Origin of the sequence: Bacillus sp. FSL W8-1143, from assembly GCF_037965155.1 — a bacterium.
In the GTDB taxonomy this organism is placed as follows: Bacteria; Bacillota; Bacilli; order Bacillales; family Bacillaceae; genus Bacillus; species Bacillus pumilus.
In genome coordinates, this window is sequence record NZ_CP150182.1 from 888,412 (window position 1) to 906,861 (window position 18,450).

22 protein-coding genes are annotated in these 18,450 nt (G+C 41.0%); 12 read left to right on the forward strand and 10 right to left on the reverse strand.

The window, feature by feature from the left end; all coding sequences use genetic code 11:
- Window positions 1-36: 36 nt before the first annotated feature.
- The 3 genes from mprF to NSQ36_RS04230 all read left to right on the forward strand — a co-directional run bounded on the left by mprF (window position 37) and on the right by NSQ36_RS04230 (window position 4,051).
- The gene (mprF, locus tag NSQ36_RS04220) at window positions 37-2,607 is read left to right on the forward strand and encodes a bifunctional lysylphosphatidylglycerol flippase/synthetase MprF (protein ID WP_339206869.1); all 2,571 of its coding nucleotides are present in this window, start codon (window positions 37-39) and stop codon (window positions 2,605-2,607) included.
- Between the two features lie 91 nt (window positions 2,608-2,698).
- Window positions 2,699-3,247, forward strand: coding sequence for a thioredoxin family protein (locus NSQ36_RS04225; protein WP_003217810.1), 549 nt, complete (start codon window positions 2,699-2,701; stop codon window positions 3,245-3,247).
- 336 nt (window positions 3,248-3,583) lie between these two features.
- The gene (locus tag NSQ36_RS04230; RefSeq protein WP_050944749.1) at window positions 3,584-4,051 is read left to right on the forward strand and encodes a DUF393 domain-containing protein; all 468 of its coding nucleotides are present in this window, start codon (window positions 3,584-3,586) and stop codon (window positions 4,049-4,051) included.
- 36 nt (window positions 4,052-4,087) lie between these two features.
- Here NSQ36_RS04230 and NSQ36_RS04235 read toward each other — a convergent pair whose 3' ends face one another.
- Window positions 4,088-5,344, reverse strand: a complete 1,257-nt coding sequence (locus NSQ36_RS04235) for a transcriptional regulator (RefSeq protein ID WP_253622812.1) — start codon at window positions 5,342-5,344, stop codon at window positions 4,088-4,090.
- Window positions 5,345-5,616: 272 nt separating this feature from the next.
- On the opposite strand from NSQ36_RS04235, the gene NSQ36_RS04240 reads away from it, so the two are divergent.
- Window positions 5,617-6,204 carry a nitroreductase gene (locus NSQ36_RS04240; RefSeq protein WP_003217860.1) on the forward strand — a complete coding sequence of 196 codons (588 nt, stop codon included), beginning with the start codon at window positions 5,617-5,619 and terminating at the stop codon, window positions 6,202-6,204.
- 40 nt (window positions 6,205-6,244) lie between these two features.
- Here NSQ36_RS04240 and NSQ36_RS04245 read toward each other — a convergent pair whose 3' ends face one another.
- From NSQ36_RS04245 to NSQ36_RS04255, 3 genes are all read right to left on the reverse strand, one after another.
- Window positions 6,245-6,400, reverse strand: a complete 156-nt coding sequence (locus NSQ36_RS04245; RefSeq protein WP_003217852.1) for a YfhD family protein — start codon at window positions 6,398-6,400, stop codon at window positions 6,245-6,247.
- A gap of 61 nt (window positions 6,401-6,461) precedes the next feature.
- The gene (locus tag NSQ36_RS04250) at window positions 6,462-6,572 is read right to left on the reverse strand and encodes a YfhE family protein (RefSeq protein ID WP_017358836.1); all 111 of its coding nucleotides are present in this window, start codon (window positions 6,570-6,572) and stop codon (window positions 6,462-6,464) included.
- Window positions 6,573-6,624: 52 nt separating this feature from the next.
- Window positions 6,625-7,521 carry a TIGR01777 family oxidoreductase gene (locus NSQ36_RS04255; RefSeq protein WP_339206871.1) on the reverse strand — a complete coding sequence of 299 codons (897 nt, stop codon included), beginning with the start codon at window positions 7,519-7,521 and terminating at the stop codon, window positions 6,625-6,627.
- Window positions 7,522-7,615: 94 nt separating this feature from the next.
- Here NSQ36_RS04255 and recX point away from each other — a divergent pair, with 94 nt between their 5' ends.
- Both recX and NSQ36_RS04265 read left to right on the forward strand, forming a co-directional pair.
- Window positions 7,616-8,407, forward strand: a complete 792-nt coding sequence (gene recX, locus NSQ36_RS04260) for a recombination regulator RecX (RefSeq protein WP_322000558.1) — start codon at window positions 7,616-7,618, stop codon at window positions 8,405-8,407.
- Between the two features lie 3 nt (window positions 8,408-8,410).
- A complete protein-coding gene (locus NSQ36_RS04265; RefSeq protein WP_050944744.1) occupies window positions 8,411-8,725 on the forward strand; it encodes a YfhH family protein in 315 nt (104 codons plus the stop codon).
- A 22-nt stretch (window positions 8,726-8,747) separates the two neighbouring features.
- Here the strand turns inward: NSQ36_RS04265 and NSQ36_RS04270 are convergent, their stop codons facing one another.
- Window positions 8,748-8,921, reverse strand: a complete 174-nt coding sequence (locus NSQ36_RS04270) for a YpzG family protein (protein WP_003217811.1) — start codon at window positions 8,919-8,921, stop codon at window positions 8,748-8,750.
- A gap of 25 nt (window positions 8,922-8,946) precedes the next feature.
- On the reverse strand, window positions 8,947-9,096 hold the full coding sequence (locus NSQ36_RS04275; protein WP_003217849.1) for a small, acid-soluble spore protein K: 150 nt from the start codon (window positions 9,094-9,096) through the stop codon (window positions 8,947-8,949).
- A 116-nt stretch (window positions 9,097-9,212) separates the two neighbouring features.
- On the opposite strand from NSQ36_RS04275, the gene NSQ36_RS04280 reads away from it, so the two are divergent.
- The 3 genes from NSQ36_RS04280 (at window position 9,213) to NSQ36_RS04290 (ending at window position 13,437) form a co-directional block, all read left to right on the forward strand.
- Window positions 9,213-9,485, forward strand: coding sequence for a YfhJ family protein (locus NSQ36_RS04280; RefSeq protein ID WP_003217809.1), 273 nt, complete (start codon window positions 9,213-9,215; stop codon window positions 9,483-9,485).
- Window positions 9,486-9,774: 289 nt separating this feature from the next.
- On the forward strand, window positions 9,775-10,758 hold the full coding sequence (locus NSQ36_RS04285) for a glycosyltransferase family 2 protein (RefSeq protein WP_003217835.1): 984 nt from the start codon (window positions 9,775-9,777) through the stop codon (window positions 10,756-10,758).
- 87 nt (window positions 10,759-10,845) lie between these two features.
- Window positions 10,846-13,437 (forward strand): YfhO family protein, encoded by a 2,592-nt coding sequence (locus NSQ36_RS04290; protein WP_251191500.1) that lies wholly within the window; start codon window positions 10,846-10,848, stop codon window positions 13,435-13,437.
- Between the two features lie 23 nt (window positions 13,438-13,460).
- On the opposite strand, the gene NSQ36_RS04295 is transcribed toward NSQ36_RS04290, so the two are convergent.
- Window positions 13,461-14,594 carry an NAD(P)/FAD-dependent oxidoreductase gene (locus NSQ36_RS04295; RefSeq protein WP_339206874.1) on the reverse strand — a complete coding sequence of 378 codons (1,134 nt, stop codon included), beginning with the start codon at window positions 14,592-14,594 and terminating at the stop codon, window positions 13,461-13,463.
- A 206-nt stretch (window positions 14,595-14,800) separates the two neighbouring features.
- On the opposite strand from NSQ36_RS04295, the gene NSQ36_RS04300 reads away from it, so the two are divergent.
- Window positions 14,801-15,268 carry a DinB family protein gene (locus NSQ36_RS04300; RefSeq protein WP_339206876.1) on the forward strand — a complete coding sequence of 156 codons (468 nt, stop codon included), beginning with the start codon at window positions 14,801-14,803 and terminating at the stop codon, window positions 15,266-15,268.
- Window positions 15,269-15,270: 2 nt separating this feature from the next.
- On the opposite strand, the gene NSQ36_RS04305 is transcribed toward NSQ36_RS04300, so the two are convergent.
- The 3 genes from NSQ36_RS04305 to NSQ36_RS04315 all read right to left on the reverse strand — a co-directional run bounded on the left by NSQ36_RS04305 (window position 15,271) and on the right by NSQ36_RS04315 (window position 17,183).
- Window positions 15,271-15,693 carry a regulatory YrvL family protein gene (locus tag NSQ36_RS04305; protein WP_339206878.1) on the reverse strand — a complete coding sequence of 141 codons (423 nt, stop codon included), beginning with the start codon at window positions 15,691-15,693 and terminating at the stop codon, window positions 15,271-15,273.
- A gap of 67 nt (window positions 15,694-15,760) precedes the next feature.
- Window positions 15,761-16,924 (reverse strand): oxalate decarboxylase family bicupin, encoded by a 1,164-nt coding sequence (locus NSQ36_RS04310; RefSeq protein ID WP_034664992.1) that lies wholly within the window; start codon window positions 16,922-16,924, stop codon window positions 15,761-15,763.
- A gap of 94 nt (window positions 16,925-17,018) precedes the next feature.
- Entirely contained in the window at window positions 17,019-17,183 is a 165-nt protein-coding gene (locus tag NSQ36_RS04315; RefSeq protein ID WP_003217819.1) for a YvrJ family protein, read from the reverse strand.
- 166 nt (window positions 17,184-17,349) lie between these two features.
- On the opposite strand from NSQ36_RS04315, the gene NSQ36_RS04320 reads away from it, so the two are divergent.
- Both NSQ36_RS04320 and rsoA read left to right on the forward strand, forming a co-directional pair.
- Complete coding sequence (locus NSQ36_RS04320; RefSeq protein WP_339206879.1) at window positions 17,350-17,952, forward strand: sigma-70 family RNA polymerase sigma factor; 603 nt, start codon at window positions 17,350-17,352, stop codon at window positions 17,950-17,952.
- Entirely contained in the window at window positions 17,900-18,121 is a 222-nt protein-coding gene (gene rsoA, locus NSQ36_RS04325; protein ID WP_041815290.1) for a sigma-O factor regulator RsoA, read from the forward strand. The genes NSQ36_RS04320 and rsoA overlap by 53 nt, the downstream gene beginning before the upstream one ends.
- Window positions 18,122-18,450 lie beyond the last annotated feature (329 nt).

Here is an 18,450-nt window from a genome sequence, read left to right on the forward strand (position 1 = left end):
GAAATAAATGAAGCAACTTAGAAAGTTGGGAAAATCATGTGGAACAAAAAAACGGGTATGACGATCTTAAAAATGCTTTTTCCGATCGTGATTATCCTTGTCTTAATTTTCGTCGCCAAAAAGGAACTGAGCGGCCTTTCCATTAAAAAAACGTTTTATATCATTGACAGCTTGAATCGGATGGACTTGTTTATTCTTGTTTTTCTTGGACTTGTCGCAGTGTTAACGATGTCCTTATATGATTTTATTTTACGAAAAAGCCTGAATATGCCCATCAGCGGCTGGAAAACGATTCGCATTTCTTGGATTGCGAACTCCTTTAACAGTGTCCTTGGGTTCGGCGGTCTATCAGGAGCAGGGCTTAGAACACTTCTATATAAGGAGTACATAACCGATACGAAAAAACTGCTGAAAGGCATTGCCCTTTTGACTTCCTCGGTTCTTTTGGGCTTATCTATTTTCAGTGATCTGATCTTGGTGAGGGTGCTTCCTGTTGAAAGTATTATTAGCCAAGAGCCGTGGCTATGGGCCTTTGTGATCATCTTTGCTTGTATTGTGCCCATTTACATCATTATGGCGTCCGTACGAAAAAGCTCGATTGAGAGCGGTGAAAGCGGACTGAAGCATCCGATTTACGCTTATATCGGAGCATCGTTTTTAGAATGGCTGGCAGCTGGTCTCGTCATGTACATGGCTGTCGTCTCTATGGGGATGAATGTCGATGTCCGGATTGTATTAGGCGTATTTGCGATTGCGTCAATCGGCGGTTTAATCAGTATGGTTCCGGGCGGATTTGGTTCATTTGACCTCATCTTTTTACTGAGCATGCAGTACATTGGGTTTGATAAAGAGATGGTACTGACGGCGCTTGTTTTGTACCGCTTCGTGTACTCGATCTTCCCGTTTATCCTTGGGCTTTGTCTAGCTGCTTACGATTTAACGGGAACGACACTTAGACGCCTTGAAGGCAATCCGAGAATGGCACCTGCCATAGAAACAACGAACGTCTTAATTGTGTTGCACCGTGCTTTATTAATCCGTTTATTGTACGGATCTTTATCGATTTTAACCTTTGGAAGCGGCTTGCTCATTATGGCGTCTGTTGTGCTTCCTGTCGATCGTTTAGGCGTGATTACGAGCATTCCACGCTTTCTATTATCAGGATTTAATGGTCTTTCTTTAATGTTCGGCATCATCCTGATGATTTTGTCCATTGAAGTGTATAAACGAACAAAAAGATCGTACGTGCTGACGATGATCGCCCTAGCAGGCGGCTTTGTGTTTACTTTGTTAAAAGGATTTAACCTGAGTCTCATCTTTATACTGCCAGTCATCATGGCTGTATTTTTCTCTCTTCGAAATCAATTTGTGAAGCAGCAGGCCCCTTATTCCTTGTATCAGTTTGTGGCGGCTGCCGCTGGATATTTACTCGTGCTGTTTAACTATAATGTCATCGGCAACTTTATTTGGACAAAAATTGGACATTTCTTGAGTAGGGATTACCTCGTGCATAATGAACGGCATATCACAATGACAAGCATGATTGCTCTCATAGGTGTACCGCTTTTTTTCTTCATTAGCAGATTGATTTTTAATAAAAGAGCATTTCCGATTGGAGAAAAAGCAGATGAGGAAAAATTAAAAACGTTTTTAGAAGAAAAGGGCGGAAATGCCCTCAGTCATCTTGGCTTTTTAGGCGATAAAAAATTATTTTTCTCAAGTGATGGAGAGGCGATGCTTCAATTTGGTCGCATTGGCCGCTGCGTCATTGTGCTTGGAGATCCATCCGGACGTAAAGCATCCTATCCACTTGTACTTGAAGAGTTTCTACAGCAGACAGAAAAAGCAGGCTATCGCGTTGCTTTTTATCAAGTAGAACGGGAAGGGATGGCGCTCTACCATGACTTAGGCTTTCACTTCTTTAAGCTTGGAGAAGAAGCCATGGTCGATTTAGAAACGTTCTCTCTTTCCGGTAAGAAAAAATCAAATTTACGGGCTGTGGCCAATAAGTTTGAACGAGAAGGCTATACGTTTGAAATGCTGGAACCGCCTTTTTCAGATGAGCTCATCTCAACCTTAAAACAGATTTCTGACAGCTGGCTCGGAAAGAAAAATGAAAAAGGGTTTTCGCTCGGCTATTTTCAAGAAGATTATCTTCAAAAAGCACCGATTGCGATTCTGAAGGATGAGCAAGGGGAAATCATTTCTTTTGTATCACTAATGCCGATGTATCAAGAAGGGGAGATTTCCATCGACCTAATGCGTCATATGCATGATGCACCGAACGGGATGATGGATGCGCTGTTTATCCACCTTTTTCAATGGGCGAAAGAAAAAGGCTACAAATCCTTTAACATGGGAATGGCGCCTTTATCAAATGTAGGAACATTTCATCAGTCCTTCCTCACGGAGCGTTTGGCGAGTGTTATTTTCAACAACGTCAGATTTATGTACAGCTTCAGCGGATTACGGTCGTTTAAACAGAAATATAAACCTGAATGGCGCGGAAAATACTTAGCGTATAAAAAGAATACATCATTACCTGTCACAATGGTGCTTGTCACCAAGCTGATAGGGATGGACCCAGATCGCAACCGGCGTCCATAGATGAAAAGCCTTTACCTTTCACTAGGTGAAGGTTTTTTTAGACAAAAGAATAGCAAAAGTGGTAAAGTTGAAGAGTAAGGGGGATGTAAATATGACATTAAATGAATGGTTTAAAAAGGGATTAACTGAACGTACATATGTACACAACATGGAGAAAAACCGAGAAAATCTACTCACGGTGTACAATCAGTACGCAATTCATCAAAAAGAAAAAGAGCTGCTTCAAAAGCTGCAAAAGAAAAAGCTCAGAGCGCTTGTCATCACAGCGGATTGGTGCGGAGATGCGATGGTCAATGTACCAATTTTCATGCGTATTGCAAGTGAAGCACTCATTGATGCGCGCTATTTTATTCGGGACGAGCATCTAGACCTGATGGATCAGTATTTAACGAACGGGACCGCAAGATCGATTCCGATTATCGTGATCATTGATCAGGACGGGAATGAAGTAGGTAAATGGGGACCACGCTCAACAGAAGCACAGCGATTTGTTGATGAGAAAAAACCCGACAAGGATGCACCTGATTTTGAGGAAGCTTTTCAAGTATTTGCGAAAGAAGCCGCACATCACTATACGACAGATCGTTACTTATGGAAAGATATTGAGAAAGAAATAGTAGAAGTTTTGGAAAAAATATAAACCAAAAGACTACTTCGCCGCAACGGGAAGTAGTCTTTTTTTATCTTGTTTTTGCGTCTCACCTACAAAACACCGCATAAAGATGTAGAAAAACCGCAGAATTCTACAAAAAACCGCAGAAAACCGCAACGCATCACGATTTTCCCAACCATTTTTAGTTGAAAAACCTCATATGTGCCATGAAAACCTTAATTTTGCCCTTATCTAAAGGCTCATATAACGCACGTTGGTTTGCTTTTTCCCAATACAAGAGGCCCAGCAACTATAGTAATCTAGTTGTAATCTCCTTTGAACGAACTAAAAAACAAATGACGGAAAAGGGCTGGCGATCAATCTATGAAAAAAATCATTTATCTCGATCAAGAAAGAAAGAAGCTCGCTGAATCGAAAAAAAGAGAACAGCGTTCCATCAAATCACTTAGGCTGCTTGTGTTTTATGACGGGCAAAGTCCTTCATGTGCAAAAGCGATGGACTTGTTGAAAGCTCTCGATTGGAAGAACCGTATTCATTTTGAATCCTTTAGACACTCGCAATTGCTCAAACTGAACAAAATAAGTGAAGAAAAGGCAGAAAAGCGAATCGTGTCAATTTCCTTAGCCAAAAACCAAAAAAACTCAGGGATCTATACATGGCTGAAAATTGCTTGCAATATCCCTGCATTATGGGGAACGATCCCATTCATCGTGCTCAGCATTTGGTTAGGCTTTGGTCAGCATGCGTACGATTACTTTGCGAGAAAACGGTATGTTCATTCAGTCAAACAAGTCACCCGTCCTGATACAGATCAACAGAAGACCATTTAATGAATAGGAAAAGCATGACCTTCGATCGGCAGAAGGTCATGCTTTTTTGTAATAGGGGACATATGATGCAAGGTGATGAAGCAGCGTTCTCGTGTAGGACATATAGGTACGTTCGTCAAGCTCAGAACCCGCATAGGAAAGCAAGGTTCTAAGAGCAAACAAGTACTCACTGTGCAGCTCATTTTGTTTAAAGTAAGGAAGAGCTGCTTCGATCAAATAGGTTTTCAAATCAAGAGGGTTTTCCTCAATCATCAATTTATAGATTTTGATCATATATAAACAGTTTGGCTGAATACGAGGCTGTTTTAACAGCTCATGTATGTAGGGAAGGGCCTTTTTGCGGTCGTATTCAGCATATAAGGTCGCGATTTCATACAGAGTTTCACAATAACGGTCTTCTATCTGTTCTTGATTAAAGTAATTGAGTGAATCTAGTAAATAAGGCACAGCTGAAGAAAAATCGCCTTCCCGTTTTAAGAGCACCCCGTAATAAAAATAAGCGGTCATTTTAATATAGGCATCAGGATAAAGGGACGTGTGCAAAATCACTTCTTTTAAATATTTCTTCGCCGTTTGAAAGGCTTTTAGTTCCAGTGAGATCACGCCATGAATGAGTGTGCAGTGAATGATCCGCTTGAAATTGTTCTTTTGTCTATATAAATCCATGGCTTGATGGGTTGCTTCAAGCGCATCGCCAAGAAGTCCCATGTTTCCAAGTGCTTTTGCATAGTGATAATACAGGTCACTTTGTTCAACAGACGCGTAAGAAAAGCAGCTCTCAAGTTTCTTTATCCCTTCTTCAAACTGACCATTTGTAATGAGATGAATGCCATCTAGATATTCAAATATTTCTTTTTCCGTTTCAATAAAGGTTTTTTCAAACTTTTTAAGCACGCGGTGTGTTTTTAAGGCAAGTGGCTGCTTGTCCGATAATAAATAAAATTGAAATAGGGACAAATGATACTGAATGCCTAAATCTAGCGAAAAGAACTGTTCTTCGTGCTGAATGATCATTTCTGCATTTTGTTCAGCTTGATCGAGTGCATAGAAATACATATTCATTTGAAACTCATCTAAGAGTGACAGCAGGTGACGCGCCTTTTGTGACAGCGTTTCTTGACTGATGCCAAGTCGTTCAAGCAGTAAATTGATCGTATCTTGATTGGCCTCCTTTGAGCCATTTTCGATTTTACTTAAATGAGAGACAGAACAAATTCCTTCTGCCAATTCAGATTGGGTCATATTTTGTTTATACCGGTAGAGCTTAATGATTTGCCCGATATTGATTTTCATTCCATCCAGAAGCCTCCCTTCCAATCATGGTTTGAAAGCCTTTTGACAAAATAACCGCATTAGACAAAATGGGAATAACTAAACCTATTTCATCATCTTGGGTTTTTTATCAAAATTTGTTTAAAACGTAATATGATTGTAACATTACTTGAAAAACTCAAACAACTTTTTAGCAGAAGGGATGGGAAACATCATTTGCAACTGCTCGCAATGATGTTTATAATGTGAATGAGAATCAATTTCAATTAAGATTGATTGAAAGGATGACACATATGCCAGAAATCAAACAACAAACAGAAGCGTTAACGGTACGAGACGCTGTCAGATATAGACGATCCATTCGAAAATTTAAAGAAACGCCGGTGACCATTGAGCAGCTTCAGCCGTTATTAGAGGATGCGGTCTATGCACCGAATCATAAAATTACGGAGCCTTGGCGCTTTCTATATGCGGTGACGGAGGAAGCGAAAGCGACATTTATTGATCGCTTCATTGCGTTTTTCAAGCGCAACAATCCAGATGCAAAGGAAGAAAAGATCAATCAATATAGAGATTACTTTTCAAAAGTTCCAGCCCTTTTACTTGTAGTGTTAAAGGAAGACGAGAACCCAGTGGTGAGAAATGATGATTTTGCCGCTGTGAGTGCTCTCATTCAAAACTTCCAGCTGCTTGCTTGGGATCAAGGAATCGGTATGGTCTGGAAGAGCGGCCGCATCTTATACGACAAAGGCTTTCAACAGGACATGGGCCTAAAGGAAAACGAGCGGTTTGCTGCCATCCTTCATATTGGTTATCCAGAAGAGGTGCCTGAGGAAAAATCACGTCAGAAAGCATCAAGTCTTCTTACTGAAATTCAATAAAAGAAGAAAAGCAGACCGCAAAAGGGTCTGCTTTTTTTACTTATTGTTTTTTGGCGCGCTGATCGGCTGCTTTCATACGTGCCATTGCTTTTACGTCATTCGGATCTGCAAGTTCTTTGGAAAATTCAACATATTCGCCATCCGACTCTTGTGCTGCAAGTTCGTGATTGGCTTTTTGGTGTTGGTCTTTTTTCAAAGCCTTTCCCTCCTTTACAAGATCACTTTAGTTATGTGCTTGTTGGAGTGGAATATCCATCTTATTTGTTTCTTTTTTCTGCTGCTCTTTCCGCTTTTTTGAATTCCTGCTGATACAGGACTTCCTGGGTTTTCTTCAGCTTTGAAGTTGGCTGGTGTTCTTTTTTCTTCATCAAAATCGCCCCCTCATCTCATTTCTAATAGGATGGGTGTTTTTGACAACATTTATTCCTTAGAATGCAAAATCGCTTCTTTTAGTTCAGGGTGCAAAAAGTCATAAGAAGAGAGCAGTGCTTTTTTTGGCAGAGCACGCTGACCTTCTAAAACAAGTAATGACATTTCGCCAAGTACCGTTTTCATCGCAAAAGATGGGACCTTCAGCCAATGAGGACGGTGAAGGACAGAGGCGATGGTTTGTCCGAGCTGCTTCATTTGAACAAGATTCGGAGACGTGACATTAAGTGGTCCTGAAATGTCGTCGTTTTGAATGGCATAATGAATGAGGTGTGCCACATCCTCGACATGTACCCATGAAACCCATTGTGTGCCAGAGCCCATGGTCCCGCCGGCAAACAGCTTATATGGCAGTGCCATCAGTGGCAGTGTCCCTTTTTCTCCTAACACGACGCCAAAGCGTGTGTAGACCGTACGAATGCCGAGTGCTTCAATCTTTTGCCCCTCAGCTTCCCAACGCTTTGATGTATGACTTAAGAAATCAGTATCCGCAGGAGGTGATTCCTCTGTAAAATCTCCTGTTTGAGACGTGCCATAAATTCCGACAGCACTTGCTTGAATGAGCACAGATGGTTTCGATTCCTGCGCTTCTATAATGCGCCTTACTTCTTGTGTGGATTGAATACGGCTAGAGAGGATGCCTTCTTTTGCCTTGTCTGTCCAGCGGGTGAAAATGGATTTTCCAGCAAGGTTAATCCAGACATCAATCGCAGGCAATTCATGCTCAGGCGCAGCACCTTCTGTCAGCCACTGCACATAGTGTAAATGATTTTGTTCGGATTCCTTTGGATTTCTTGTTAAAATATATAGATGATGTCCCTCAGCAGCGAGCACTTTTGTGACATGCTGGCCGATAAAACCGGTTCCTCCGGTGATGGCGATATTCAATTGACATCTCTCCTCTCATATACATACCTATATCTTTCACGATTTTGAATCAGAAGAAACATCCTGACTGTTTTAAAAAAGGAGTGATCACAGGATGCCCTATATTACAAAAATCTCTGCTCAGAAAAACAATACAGAGCGGGTAAACATCTTTCTTGATGAAAAATACGCCTTTAGCGTGGATCTAGATGTGCTCGTCCAGCACGATTTGAAAAAGGGAAAAGAGCTGGACGAAGCCGATATCATCGACATTCAATTCGGTGATGCTGTGAAAAAAGGATTTCAGCAGGCCGTCGATTATTTATCCTACCGAATGAGATCGGTGAAAGAAGTAACCGATTATTTGACGAAAAAAGAAATCCCGGCACCTGCTATTAGTGAAATTATACACAAATTAAAGCAATACAAGTATGTAAATGATCTTGAATTTGCGGAAGCCTATGTCAGCACCCACCGTAAAACGAACAGCAAAGGGCCGTCCGTCCTGAAAAAAGAGCTAAAGCTCAAAGGGATAGATGATGACAACATTGAACAAGCACTATCGCAATATCCTGATGACTTACAGCTGGAGGAAGCTGTGAAGCAGGTTCAGAAGCTTGTGAGAAAAGAAAAAAATCGTTCCGCAAAAGAGATCGAGCAGCGCATCAAGCTGCAGCTGCAACGAAAAGGATTTTCGTTTGGGATCATTGATAAAGCCCTTCAAGAAACCTATGATGGACAAGAAGAGGAAAAGGAAGAAGAAGCCCTCCTCTATATGCTGGAGAAGGCAAAACGCAAGGTAGGATATGACGGATCATTTGAAAAGAAGATGAAAGTGAAGCAATTTTTATTCAGAAAAGGCTTTGATCTCGACACAATTGATCACGTTTTAGACAAAGGGGAATGACAGATGGACAAACGTTATAGTGAGATGACGGAATACGAATTGAAGCAGGAGATAGCCTCTCTTTCTGAAAAAGCACGTAAGGCTGAGCAGCTTGGCATTGTGAATGAATATGCCGTCTTAGAACGGAAAATCGATATGGCGAAAGCCTACTTAGTAGATCCAGCCTTGATTCAAACCAAAATGACTTATCAAATCAAAGATACAGACGAAGAGTTTTACGTGGAATATTTAAATGGTGTATTTGCGTGGGGATACAGAGTATCAGCCCCAAATAAGGAAGATGCACTGCCAATTTCAATGCTTACGAAAAAGGACTGATCCGAGAGATCAGTCCTTTTCTTTACTTCGAACGTTGTTTACGGACGTTGTTCTGAAGTACGATGTCGTGCTGCGTTTGCTGCGTTTCTCCGTTGACCTGAGAGGCAGAATGCTTTGCATTCGCCCATGGTTGAGGGTAAGCGGTTGTCCTTAATTGAACAAAGTCTTCCATATACGATTTCCCATTTGAACTCATATCTCAAGCACTCCCTTTGGAAAAATTAGCGTTTCCCTGATGCCCTCATTCGTTCCTGTGGACGTGTATTCGTCTCACCATTCGGCCTTTTAGACGCATAAGCATCTGTGGCGCCTGGCTCGCCTTCAAATTTGTGATTCACTTGATTTGGAAAGCCCTTTGCTTTATTACGCATCTCGATTCCCTCCAAACAATACAAATCATTTGCGTCTTTTGAAGACGTAAGGGTAGTATATGAAAAAAGAGGTTTTTTTAAAAAGGCACTTTCTGCTAGATGAAGGAGGAATCAACATGGAACAATACTTTGAGCGATTAACAGAACAACTGATGGAAAAAAACAATATGCTGACATATGATGAAGCACGTACATGGGTAGAGCTGCTATGGAGTGATTTTGAAACGACCTATGCAAAGGCTGGTCACAAGTATAAAGGACAGGAAACAACTGAACGGATTGTCCAAGAGTGGATTGAGAGCTACGGTGCGCAGTTGCATTTATTCCAAAATAAACAATCGAAGGCAAACGAGCATCTACAAGAGCAGAACAAAGGGCTGCTTCATTAAAAGAAGTGCCCCTCATCTTTTTCAAGAAATAGGAAAATATATAAATGAGTAAACAATTTTATGATACAATACCCAGTCTGTGATCGAAATTACAGGCTTTTTACAATGGTTAAACTTAAAATTACATTAAATTCATCTTACTGAAAATCACTGGAAATAAAACTTTGATATAATGGAACGATTAAAGAGACATGTAATTTATGGATAATAAAAAAGGGTTTCGTTTCCTGACAAAAAAGGAATAATGAACATATCAGACTATGTGAAAAAAGTGAAGAGAAGGTGCGATATGGAACGAGAATTGCTCTCTGTTATAATTCCTTCTTACAATGAAGGTGAAAACATCAGACGAATCTTTGAGGCACTCGAGGAAGAGTTTCGCGATTTTCATTATGACTTTGAAATCATTTTTGTGAATGATGGAAGCAAAGACAACACACTTCAATACATGAGAGAGCTCTCTCGCAAAAGTGCAAAGGTCAAATACATTTCCTTCTCACGTAACTTTGGGAAGGAAGCCGCTATTCTGGCAGGACTTGAATATGCGAAGGGAGTAGCTGCGATCATCATGGACGCCGACTTGCAGCACCCAACGTATTTGATTCAGGACTTCGTTAGAGGATATGAAGAAGGCTACCATCAAGTCATTGCCAAACGGAACCGTAAAGGAGACAGCAAGCTTCGCTCTTACTTATCATCCATGTACTATAAAGTGATGAACAAGGTAGTCGAAGTGGACTTGCGTGATGGCGTCGGAGATTTCCGTTTAATTTCGCGCCAAGCAATTGATGCATTGCTTCAGTTGAAAGAAGGAAATCGTTTTTCAAAAGGGCTTTTTTGCTGGATTGGGTTTGAAGAAAAGGTCATCTATTATGAAAATGTAGAAAGACAGCATGGTGATACAAAATGGTCACTAAAGAAGTTGTTTAACTATGGCATAGATGGCGTCATTTCCTTTAACAACCGCCCGCTGCGTATTTGTTTTTATACTGGCATACTGATCTTATTCCTTTCTTTGATTTACATCGTTGCCACCTTTATTCAAATCGTCAGAACGGGCGTGATGGTACCTGGTTATTTCACTTTAATATCGGCTGTGCTTTTCCTCGGAGGTGTCCAGCTTTTGAGTCTAGGTGTGATTGGAGAATATATTGGCCGCATTTATTATGAAACGAAAAAGAGGCCACATTATTTGATCCAAGAATCAAATGTCATGCAACAAGAGACAAGCTCAAAGGAACAAGACCGAGTGTTAACACAGTTATTTAAATAACGTGGAGTCAAATAACCGGCAAGCACGAATCGCTTGCTGGGTTGTTTTGTTTCAAAGAACAATGGATCTTTTGTGGAAAGGATTTAGATGATGAAACGTAGATGGATAATCATTGGAATGTGCCTCATTCTCGCATTATTAGGCCACTCCTTTTTCTTATATGAATATACGCAAGGCCGGTACATGACAGGAGATGGGGATGGCATTTCGCAAATGCTCCCATTTAAAAAGCTGCTGTATGACGAATATGTCAAAGGGAATTTCTTTTATTCCTACCAATTCGGTCTAGGCGGCGGTACATACACGCAATTAGGGTATTATTTCACAACGTCGACGGTCTTTATGGTGACAGTCGCTGTCGTTTGGCTGATGAATGCGCTCCATCTCATACAGTCAACGGACATTCATTTCTGGGCAAATGCCGTGATTTGGCTGAGTGTAATCAAGCTGACGCTTATTCTTTTCATCGCTTACCGTGTGCTTCTTTCAATGGTTCAAAATAGACTGGGTGCACTGACAGGTGCCGCAATTTATGGATTATCTATTGTATATTTCCGGCATCAAACGTTTTGGGAATTTTTCACCGACAGCATGATGTGGCTTCCGCTGCTTGTACTTGGGGTTGAGCGGATATTCAAAACGGGTAAGCCCGCTTGGTTTATTGCGAGTTGCAGTTTGATGCTGATCAACAACTTTTACTTTGCTTACATTCACTTTATCTTTTTAGCGATATATCTTGTCTTCAGATATATGATCAAGCTGCGAAGTGAGGAGCGCGGGTGGAAGGTGTTTTGGACGCTTGCGATCTCTACACTGTTATCCTTTGGGATCAGTGCCGCCTTTTTTATCCCGTCTGTTTATGGCTTTCTTAACAATATAAGACCGCCGTATGAACAGGCCATTCCTTGGTTCGAACTGCATGATCATCTGCTGTTTACGAGCAGGGTGTATTTATTACCCGTGATTTTTCTGATTTGTCTGTTTCTCGTACCGCTTTACCGGAACAGATGGTTTTTCATGTTCACATCCATCAGTATGCTGCTCATTGTTTTTCACTACAGTCCAAAGATGGCGAGCGTGTTTAATGGTTTTTCAGCACCGCAGTACAGATTTGAGTACATTCTTGCCTTTACAGTTGGAGGGGTCGTTGCCATCACGATCAAGCATTTCTCACAAATCGAGTGGAAGTGGAAAAAGCGTGCGGTCTTAGGCGCTTGGATTGTATTCCTTCTCGCAGTCGCTCTTTCAGAACGAGCAAAGGGAAACATGGATGTCGTTGTGTTTACAGGCATAGGACTGGTTGTGATCAGCTTGTTCTTCCTATGGATGCATGCCGAAAAACGTCAGCACCTTCGTCTCTTTTCAGCAGTACTTATTGCCATTAGCCTACTGACAGCAGGCGTGTATCAGCAGGGATACTTATCTGAAAGAAGCAATATTAAGAGCGTATCAGATACGTATCTGAATAGTGAGGCATATGCTGGCCATGAACAAATGAAGCTGATCCAGCAAATTCAAAGCCGCTCAAAAGATCCGCTCGCTCGGATTGATTGGATGAATGGCGTGCGCAACAATACCCCATTATTTGAAGGCTTTCAAGGCATGAGTGTGTATTCAAGTATATTGAATCAGCATTTGCTCAATTTCTATTGGAATGACCTGCAAATCGATATGGGACGGGAAAGTGTCAGCCGGTATGCAACAATGGGGGACAGGGCGAATTTATACAGCTTGACCTACGGAAAGTATTATATGAGAAACAGCATGATGCCTTACTCACCACCAGCTTATTTTAAGCCAATCTTGAAAAGTGAGCATTATGAGGTATATGAAAATACTCGGTCACTGCCATTTGCAAGAACAACGAGCACCGTTTATTCAGAACAATCCTTAAAGGATGCCTCAGCACTTGATAAAGAGCATGCGATGCTGCAAGGCGTCATTTTAGACAAAAAAGGAAACGCTGAAATCGAGCACGCAGCAGATCGACTCAAAGATACGAATATTCATACGGAACAAGCTGTATACGAACATGGCGTGCTTGATGTATACGGAGAAATGGGCGGTCTGAATATCACACTTCCAGATGACATCGCTCGCGCTGGGGATGTGTATGTGAGCTTTTATGTGAAGCGGACCGACCGTAACGAAGGATTTCAGTTATCCGTTGACGACTATGTCACATCACGAAAAAGCAATACATCCATCTACAAAACAGGTGTCAATGATGTGACGATTCGGGTCCCTGCGGAAAAGATCCTCTCCATTCGAGTACCAAAAGGGACATATGAGCTCAATCAACTGAAGCTGTATCAAGAACCTTACCGCGTCCTAGAGAAAGCATATGAAAAAGAAAAACAGGATGATGGCAGCCAGCAGGTAAAGCTCGAAAACAACCGCTTTACGATCTCATATGATAACAAACGCGGCGATGATTATATGGTTCTGCCAGTACCATATGAAAAAGGCTGGGAGCTCACAGTAAATGGTCAGCAGACTGATATTGAACAAGCCAATTACGCCTTTATCGGTTTTCCAATAGAAAAAGGCAAAAACGAGATTGTGCTAACCTACTATCCGCCTTATATCAGAATTCTCGCATTGATTTCACTCGTCAGTTTGATTGGTGCGATCCTCTATGCACGGAGAAAACACAAGAAACACCACTTTTCATCATAAGTGGTGTTTTTTTATCTTTCATCTCATACGTAAGTTTCTTCATCCCATTCAATCGTGTATTCGTTCATTTTTTTATCAATATCGTTTTGAATACTCATGTGCTGAAATAGCTCATTCAATTCTTCTGTCCTCTTTCTTCGATCCTTTTCATAATAATAGAACGCATCTCGATCATCATGATCCCTTAGCATCTTTGCTATGACCATGGCATCTTCTAGACTATACGATGCTCCTTGACCAACAAAAGGATTTGCTGTATGTACAGCATCACCTATAAGAACAACTCGTCCTTTTGACCACACAGGAAGCTCCTTTATTTCATAGATACTTCTTGGAAAGAACATGTCTGTATGATCGATGATGTCAGATAGGTGTTTAGGAATGTTCCAATGTTCCATTTGTTTATATAATAACTGTCGAATGGTTTCTTTATTGGCTTTCTCAAAATGTTTTGTAGGTAACTTCTCAGGACACTGAGAGAAAGCTTGCCATAAAATATTCATTTTATTTGTTGGATGCGCTTTTCCAAAAATGAATTGAAAGGTTCCGTCATTGTAAAAATAACTTGTTGCCTCATCCAATACAAAATCCTTCACAAACGATACTCCTTGCAGTCCCCAAAAGCCGCTATAATCTAATTTAGCATTAAACGCAATAGCCTCTCTTGTTTTCGAAAAAGTTCCATCTGCTCCTATTACAATACCACCTGTTATCACAGTTTCATCTTCAAAAAGAACCTGAACGGAATGAGGCTGCTGTTTGATCGAGGTTAACTTTTTGTTGTATTTCACTTCTATTCCTTGACGGTGAACTTCTTTTAAAAGTGATTTGATGATTTGGTCTCTCATGACGTTCAGTAAAGGGGCATCATAATATTTTTCACTATAATTGTGAAAGATCGCTTCTACTTCATTTTCACTGTTTATTTGCTGGATCTTCTTTATCACTGTTGCATTTGCTATCACTTCATTTTTACACCCGATTTCATCCAAAATCTTTACCCCATTTGGAGACAGTAAAAAACCTGCTCCTGTTTCTAATTCTTCATCTGACCTGCTTTCATAAATCGTACTTTCCATCCCAGCCTTTTTTAAAAATAAAGAAGTAGCCAATCCTGCTACACCACTGCCGATAATGATCACATGTTGAGATTTCATTATTTCCCCTCCTCTTTTATAAACAGACCGGTCGGTTTATTTTAGTGCAAAAAAATAAGCTTTTTCATATAGGACAGCGTATCACAATTCCCCCTTTTCATTTGGTAATTAAAGTATATGATAATATGTTATAAATGATTTCGCAAGAATGAAACTAACCAATTTCTAATCAACTTCTTTTAAAAACATGAAGGGGATAACAAAACATGAGCAAAGACACCGTGATAAAACACTATGAACACACCCTTGAATGGGTACAATCGCTAACGGAATTAACAGACAAAGAATGGCGCCGCGCCATTGCTGATGGGAAGTGGAGTATTGCTGAGATCATCGCACATTTTGTTCCGTGGGATGAATTTATTTTACATGATCGCCTAAAGGAATTTTGGAAAGATCGGGCGTTATGTAAGGCACCTGATGTGCATGAAATGAACCGGCAGTCAGCCGAAAGGGCAAGACACGAAAAGAGAAGCGATACGATTGGGCGATTTATTGCTGTCAGAACAGAATTGCTTCAAGAAATGAAGAAAATCGAAGCATCTCGCTGGACTACACCCTTTCTGATCGGTCAAACCGAGCTGACGTTATCAAGTTATTTTCCAGGCTTAATTAAGCATGATCTCCATCATATGGAGCAGGTTAAACAAGCGCTCTCAACAGAAAGACGATAGCCTCACGATGCTTCTTTCTCAAATGGAAACGTCGCATAATCAAACAAAAAATGAAATAGCCAAAGACTAAGCGCAAAGAGAATTTCTTCAGAAGTAGTCAGCAAAATGCCGTCAACCAATTCGTCTGATAAATAGACAGCACCCCAAATAAACAAAAGGTGAAGTAAGATGGCATAGAAAACGATGGATCGTTTTTTGGACCGGCATTTTCGAACAAACCGCATGAGCACGTGTTCCAGATGTTCAAAAGAGATCCCGAGTACAACATAGATGCCCATAAACAGTAGCAGCGATAAAATCGATTGATAAAAAGCACCCGTCAAATGAAAGAACAGCACACAAAACAACAAAAATATGTAACAGATAGCTGATAGCGCCATCAGCCATTTCAGCCCTTGCCATAAAGCGTGAACAGATTGCTGCATGGGTAAACAACACTCCTTTACATGAAGATACCTGCAAAAAGGACAGCCTTTTTGCAGGAAGGTTGAATTAATCCTCTTTTTTAGGTGCAGCGATGACAGGGTGTTTTTCAGTGTCAAGCAATTTCAAGAAGTCTTCGCCTTGATCTAAATGATCAAGAACAAGCTGTTTCGGTGTGACCGCAAGCCACTGATTGAGTGAGATATCTGCATAATGATCACTCTTAAAGATTTCTAAGAAATAAAGCGGTTCGTCGCCTGTATTTTCTACATAATGCCCCATCGCAAATGGCACATATCCAACGTCTCCGGCCTGATAGTTGAAGGTTCTCGCATGTCCATCAGAGGCAAAGACCGTCATTCGTGCCTTTCCAGAAATGAAATATTGCCATTCATCCGTATTTGGATGCCAGTGCAGCTCACGGATGGCACCTGGATCAACTTTCACAAGAGCAGACGCAATCGTTTTAGAGGCTTTGAAATTGGTAGAATCCGCAATCCACACTTGTCCCCCGCTTGACGTAATCGGCTCTTGTTTTAACAGCTCATATTTAAAGGAATTCGGGACTTCTCCTTGCTCTGTTTTCACCTTGTCACACTCAAGGGAACCAGGAATTCCTTTTTGGAAAATATACTTCTCTTTCTCTGGCAGTTTCTCAAATTGCTCCTTTGTCATTCCAAAGTTTTGGAGCACAACTTCCTCTGGCGTATGGGCAAGCCAATCAGTCACTTGGAACGTACTATTTTCAGAGAAGGAACCATCATCAAACACAAGCAAGAATTCAGCTCCCGGTTCAAGTGCTTGAATAGAATGCGGCAAGCCGGAAGGGAAGTACCACAAATCCCCCTCGGTCACATCCTCTGTAAAATTGCGTCCCTCTGCATCAACCGATGTAATCCGGGCTTCCCCATAAATCATGTACGCCCATTCCGCTTCCTTATGCCAGTGCAGCTCGCGAATCGCACCAGGCTTTAGCCGCATGTTCACAGAGGCAAGACTTTTAGAAATTGGCAGTTCACGCACCGTTACCTCGCGGGCATAGCCGCCTTTTTCTAAACGGTTGTGCGTATCAGAAAAAGAATATTTCATGTTGGGAACCGTTCCATGATCGGTTTCTGGTGGCGTGAGCATATCTGGGTTTTGTCTGTCTCGCTCGAGATTACGTGGAATTTTGACCGTTGCTCCTTTTTCTCCTCGAATCGGCTGTGGTACACCATTTTGCTTTTCACTCATGATAAAATCCCCTTTCAACATCGTATTGTGTGAGGTGACAAAAGGCCTTTCATTTCGCCCTCGTTTTCATAAGGTGAAACAAATCAAGCAGATGTCAATCTGATTCATCATTTTTTTGAACAGCGACCAATCGTTGGATGAGCTTGCTTAATTCATCAAACTTTCGTTCAAAACGTGTCAGCAAATAAACCGTCAAAATGGCAGGAAAGCCAGCCTGACCGAGCTGCTTCAGCCATTCCTCCGAAAAAAAGGTCTCCATTTGTCTCACCTCCCAGCGGATGCTCGTCTTCTTTATAAGTGGTATGAAAGAAGAAATAGGAAATCAAAGGGGGAGAAAATGAACCATTAGACCCGTTTCACAAAGTTTACTTTTTTTAAATTTTGTCCACTTAATGCAAGTAGAGAGAACAAAGGGGAGGATGCACATGGATTATCGGCTGTTATTGAAAGCAAAATGGAATGAAATCGTTGATCACCCGCTCATTCAGCAATTTTTAAGCAATCCTAAAAACCAGCAGCTGCTTAGGCAAGTCATGGAAGAGCCAAACGAAGAAAATGCGAAAAAACTAGATTTCGAATTCAAGCAGTTTTATCAAAAAATCCGCATCATCAAGTATATTTCCACAATGATCCGCATCTTTTCAGTCGACTTTGACAAACGAGTAAAAAAGAAACAGCAGCGTTTTCCGCTCATACTCAATCATCCTGATACACAAGAAGTGAAAGACCCTGTTCAAACAGATACGTATGAAGCCGTGCTCTGCAACCAGCAAGACTTAGGAGAGCACCTGCAAGACCAAACATTGTACAAGGCCTACCAGCAGCTCACAGACAAACAAAAAATGGTCTTAACCCATATTTATGTTGAAGGTCAAACAATGAAAGAAATAGCCGATCGGCTAGGCGAAACGAGACAAAACATCTCAAACATTCACAAAAAAGCGCTCAACAAACTAAAAGAAGAAACAGGGGGAGATGTCCGTGAACGAAGAAAAAATGACCAATGGGGAAATGGAAGAACTCATTGAAACCTTCACACCCATGATCAAAAAGAAACTACAAAACACGGCATATCAAGAAAGAGAAGACCTCGAACAAGAACTCTATATCAAACTCATCGAAAAAGTAGACCGGCTGATTTACCAAGAGGGACCTGGATTTTGGGAGTTTATTGTGGAATATATGACGAAGATGTAAGAGGAACTGATGGTGCGAATGTCAGGTGAACATAAAATCCCCGTGGCATTCGCACCTTTTTATTCGACAAAATTGGGTAAAAATGTATATTTTATGAAGGAGAAAACAAAATTCTTTATTGAAAGTTGAGGATTTTACCTATCATTTCCTAAAAAATGTTACAATTAGGGCAGAAATCGCAGTCGCACTCTATGTGAGTGCGTGGATTGAAATACCACAGGGGAAAAAAGTAGAGCGTCAAATGAGGTCGCACTCTATATGAGTGTGAGGAATAAAATTCTTGTCAGTAGGTAGCTTGAAAGATATATTGACATTGCGCTTGATATAGG

Bases quoted from the DNA above. Each gene is read 5' to 3' on its own strand.
- NSQ36_RS04305 (WP_339206878.1), bottom strand. From the start codon at position 15,693: ATGCAGCAATCTGTTCACGCTTTATGGCAAGGGCTGAAATGGCTGATG.
- NSQ36_RS04290 (WP_251191500.1), top strand. From the start codon at position 10,846: ATGATGAAACGTAGATGGATAATCATTGGAATGTGCCTCATTCTCGCA.
- NSQ36_RS04300 (WP_339206876.1), top strand. From the start codon at position 14,801: ATGAGCAAAGACACCGTGATAAAACACTATGAACACACCCTTGAATGG.
- mprF (WP_339206869.1), top strand. From the start codon at position 37: ATGTGGAACAAAAAAACGGGTATGACGATCTTAAAAATGCTTTTTCCG.
- NSQ36_RS04225 (WP_003217810.1), top strand. From the start codon at position 2,699: ATGACATTAAATGAATGGTTTAAAAAGGGATTAACTGAACGTACATAT.
- NSQ36_RS04265 (WP_050944744.1), top strand. From the start codon at position 8,411: ATGGACAAACGTTATAGTGAGATGACGGAATACGAATTGAAGCAGGAG.
- NSQ36_RS04310 (WP_034664992.1), bottom strand. From the start codon at position 16,924: ATGAGTGAAAAGCAAAATGGTGTACCACAGCCGATTCGAGGAGAAAAA.
- NSQ36_RS04275 (WP_003217849.1), bottom strand. From the start codon at position 9,096: ATGCGTAATAAAGCAAAGGGCTTTCCAAATCAAGTGAATCACAAATTT.
- NSQ36_RS04295 (WP_339206874.1), bottom strand. From the start codon at position 14,594: ATGAAATCTCAACATGTGATCATTATCGGCAGTGGTGTAGCAGGATTG.
- NSQ36_RS04320 (WP_339206879.1), top strand. From the start codon at position 17,350: ATGGATTATCGGCTGTTATTGAAAGCAAAATGGAATGAAATCGTTGAT.
- NSQ36_RS04240 (WP_003217860.1), top strand. From the start codon at position 5,617: ATGCCAGAAATCAAACAACAAACAGAAGCGTTAACGGTACGAGACGCT.
- rsoA (WP_041815290.1), top strand. From the start codon at position 17,900: ATGTCCGTGAACGAAGAAAAAATGACCAATGGGGAAATGGAAGAACTC.
- NSQ36_RS04250 (WP_017358836.1), bottom strand. From the start codon at position 6,572: ATGAAGAAAAAAGAACACCAGCCAACTTCAAAGCTGAAGAAAACCCAG.
- recX (WP_322000558.1), top strand. From the start codon at position 7,616: ATGCCCTATATTACAAAAATCTCTGCTCAGAAAAACAATACAGAGCGG.
- NSQ36_RS04230 (WP_050944749.1), top strand. From the start codon at position 3,584: ATGAAAAAAATCATTTATCTCGATCAAGAAAGAAAGAAGCTCGCTGAA.
- NSQ36_RS04315 (WP_003217819.1), bottom strand. From the start codon at position 17,183: ATGGAGACCTTTTTTTCGGAGGAATGGCTGAAGCAGCTCGGTCAGGCT.
- NSQ36_RS04280 (WP_003217809.1), top strand. From the start codon at position 9,213: ATGGAACAATACTTTGAGCGATTAACAGAACAACTGATGGAAAAAAAC.
- NSQ36_RS04270 (WP_003217811.1), bottom strand. From the start codon at position 8,921: ATGAGTTCAAATGGGAAATCGTATATGGAAGACTTTGTTCAATTAAGG.
- NSQ36_RS04285 (WP_003217835.1), top strand. From the start codon at position 9,775: ATGGAACGAGAATTGCTCTCTGTTATAATTCCTTCTTACAATGAAGGT.
- NSQ36_RS04235 (WP_253622812.1), bottom strand. From the start codon at position 5,344: ATGAAAATCAATATCGGGCAAATCATTAAGCTCTACCGGTATAAACAA.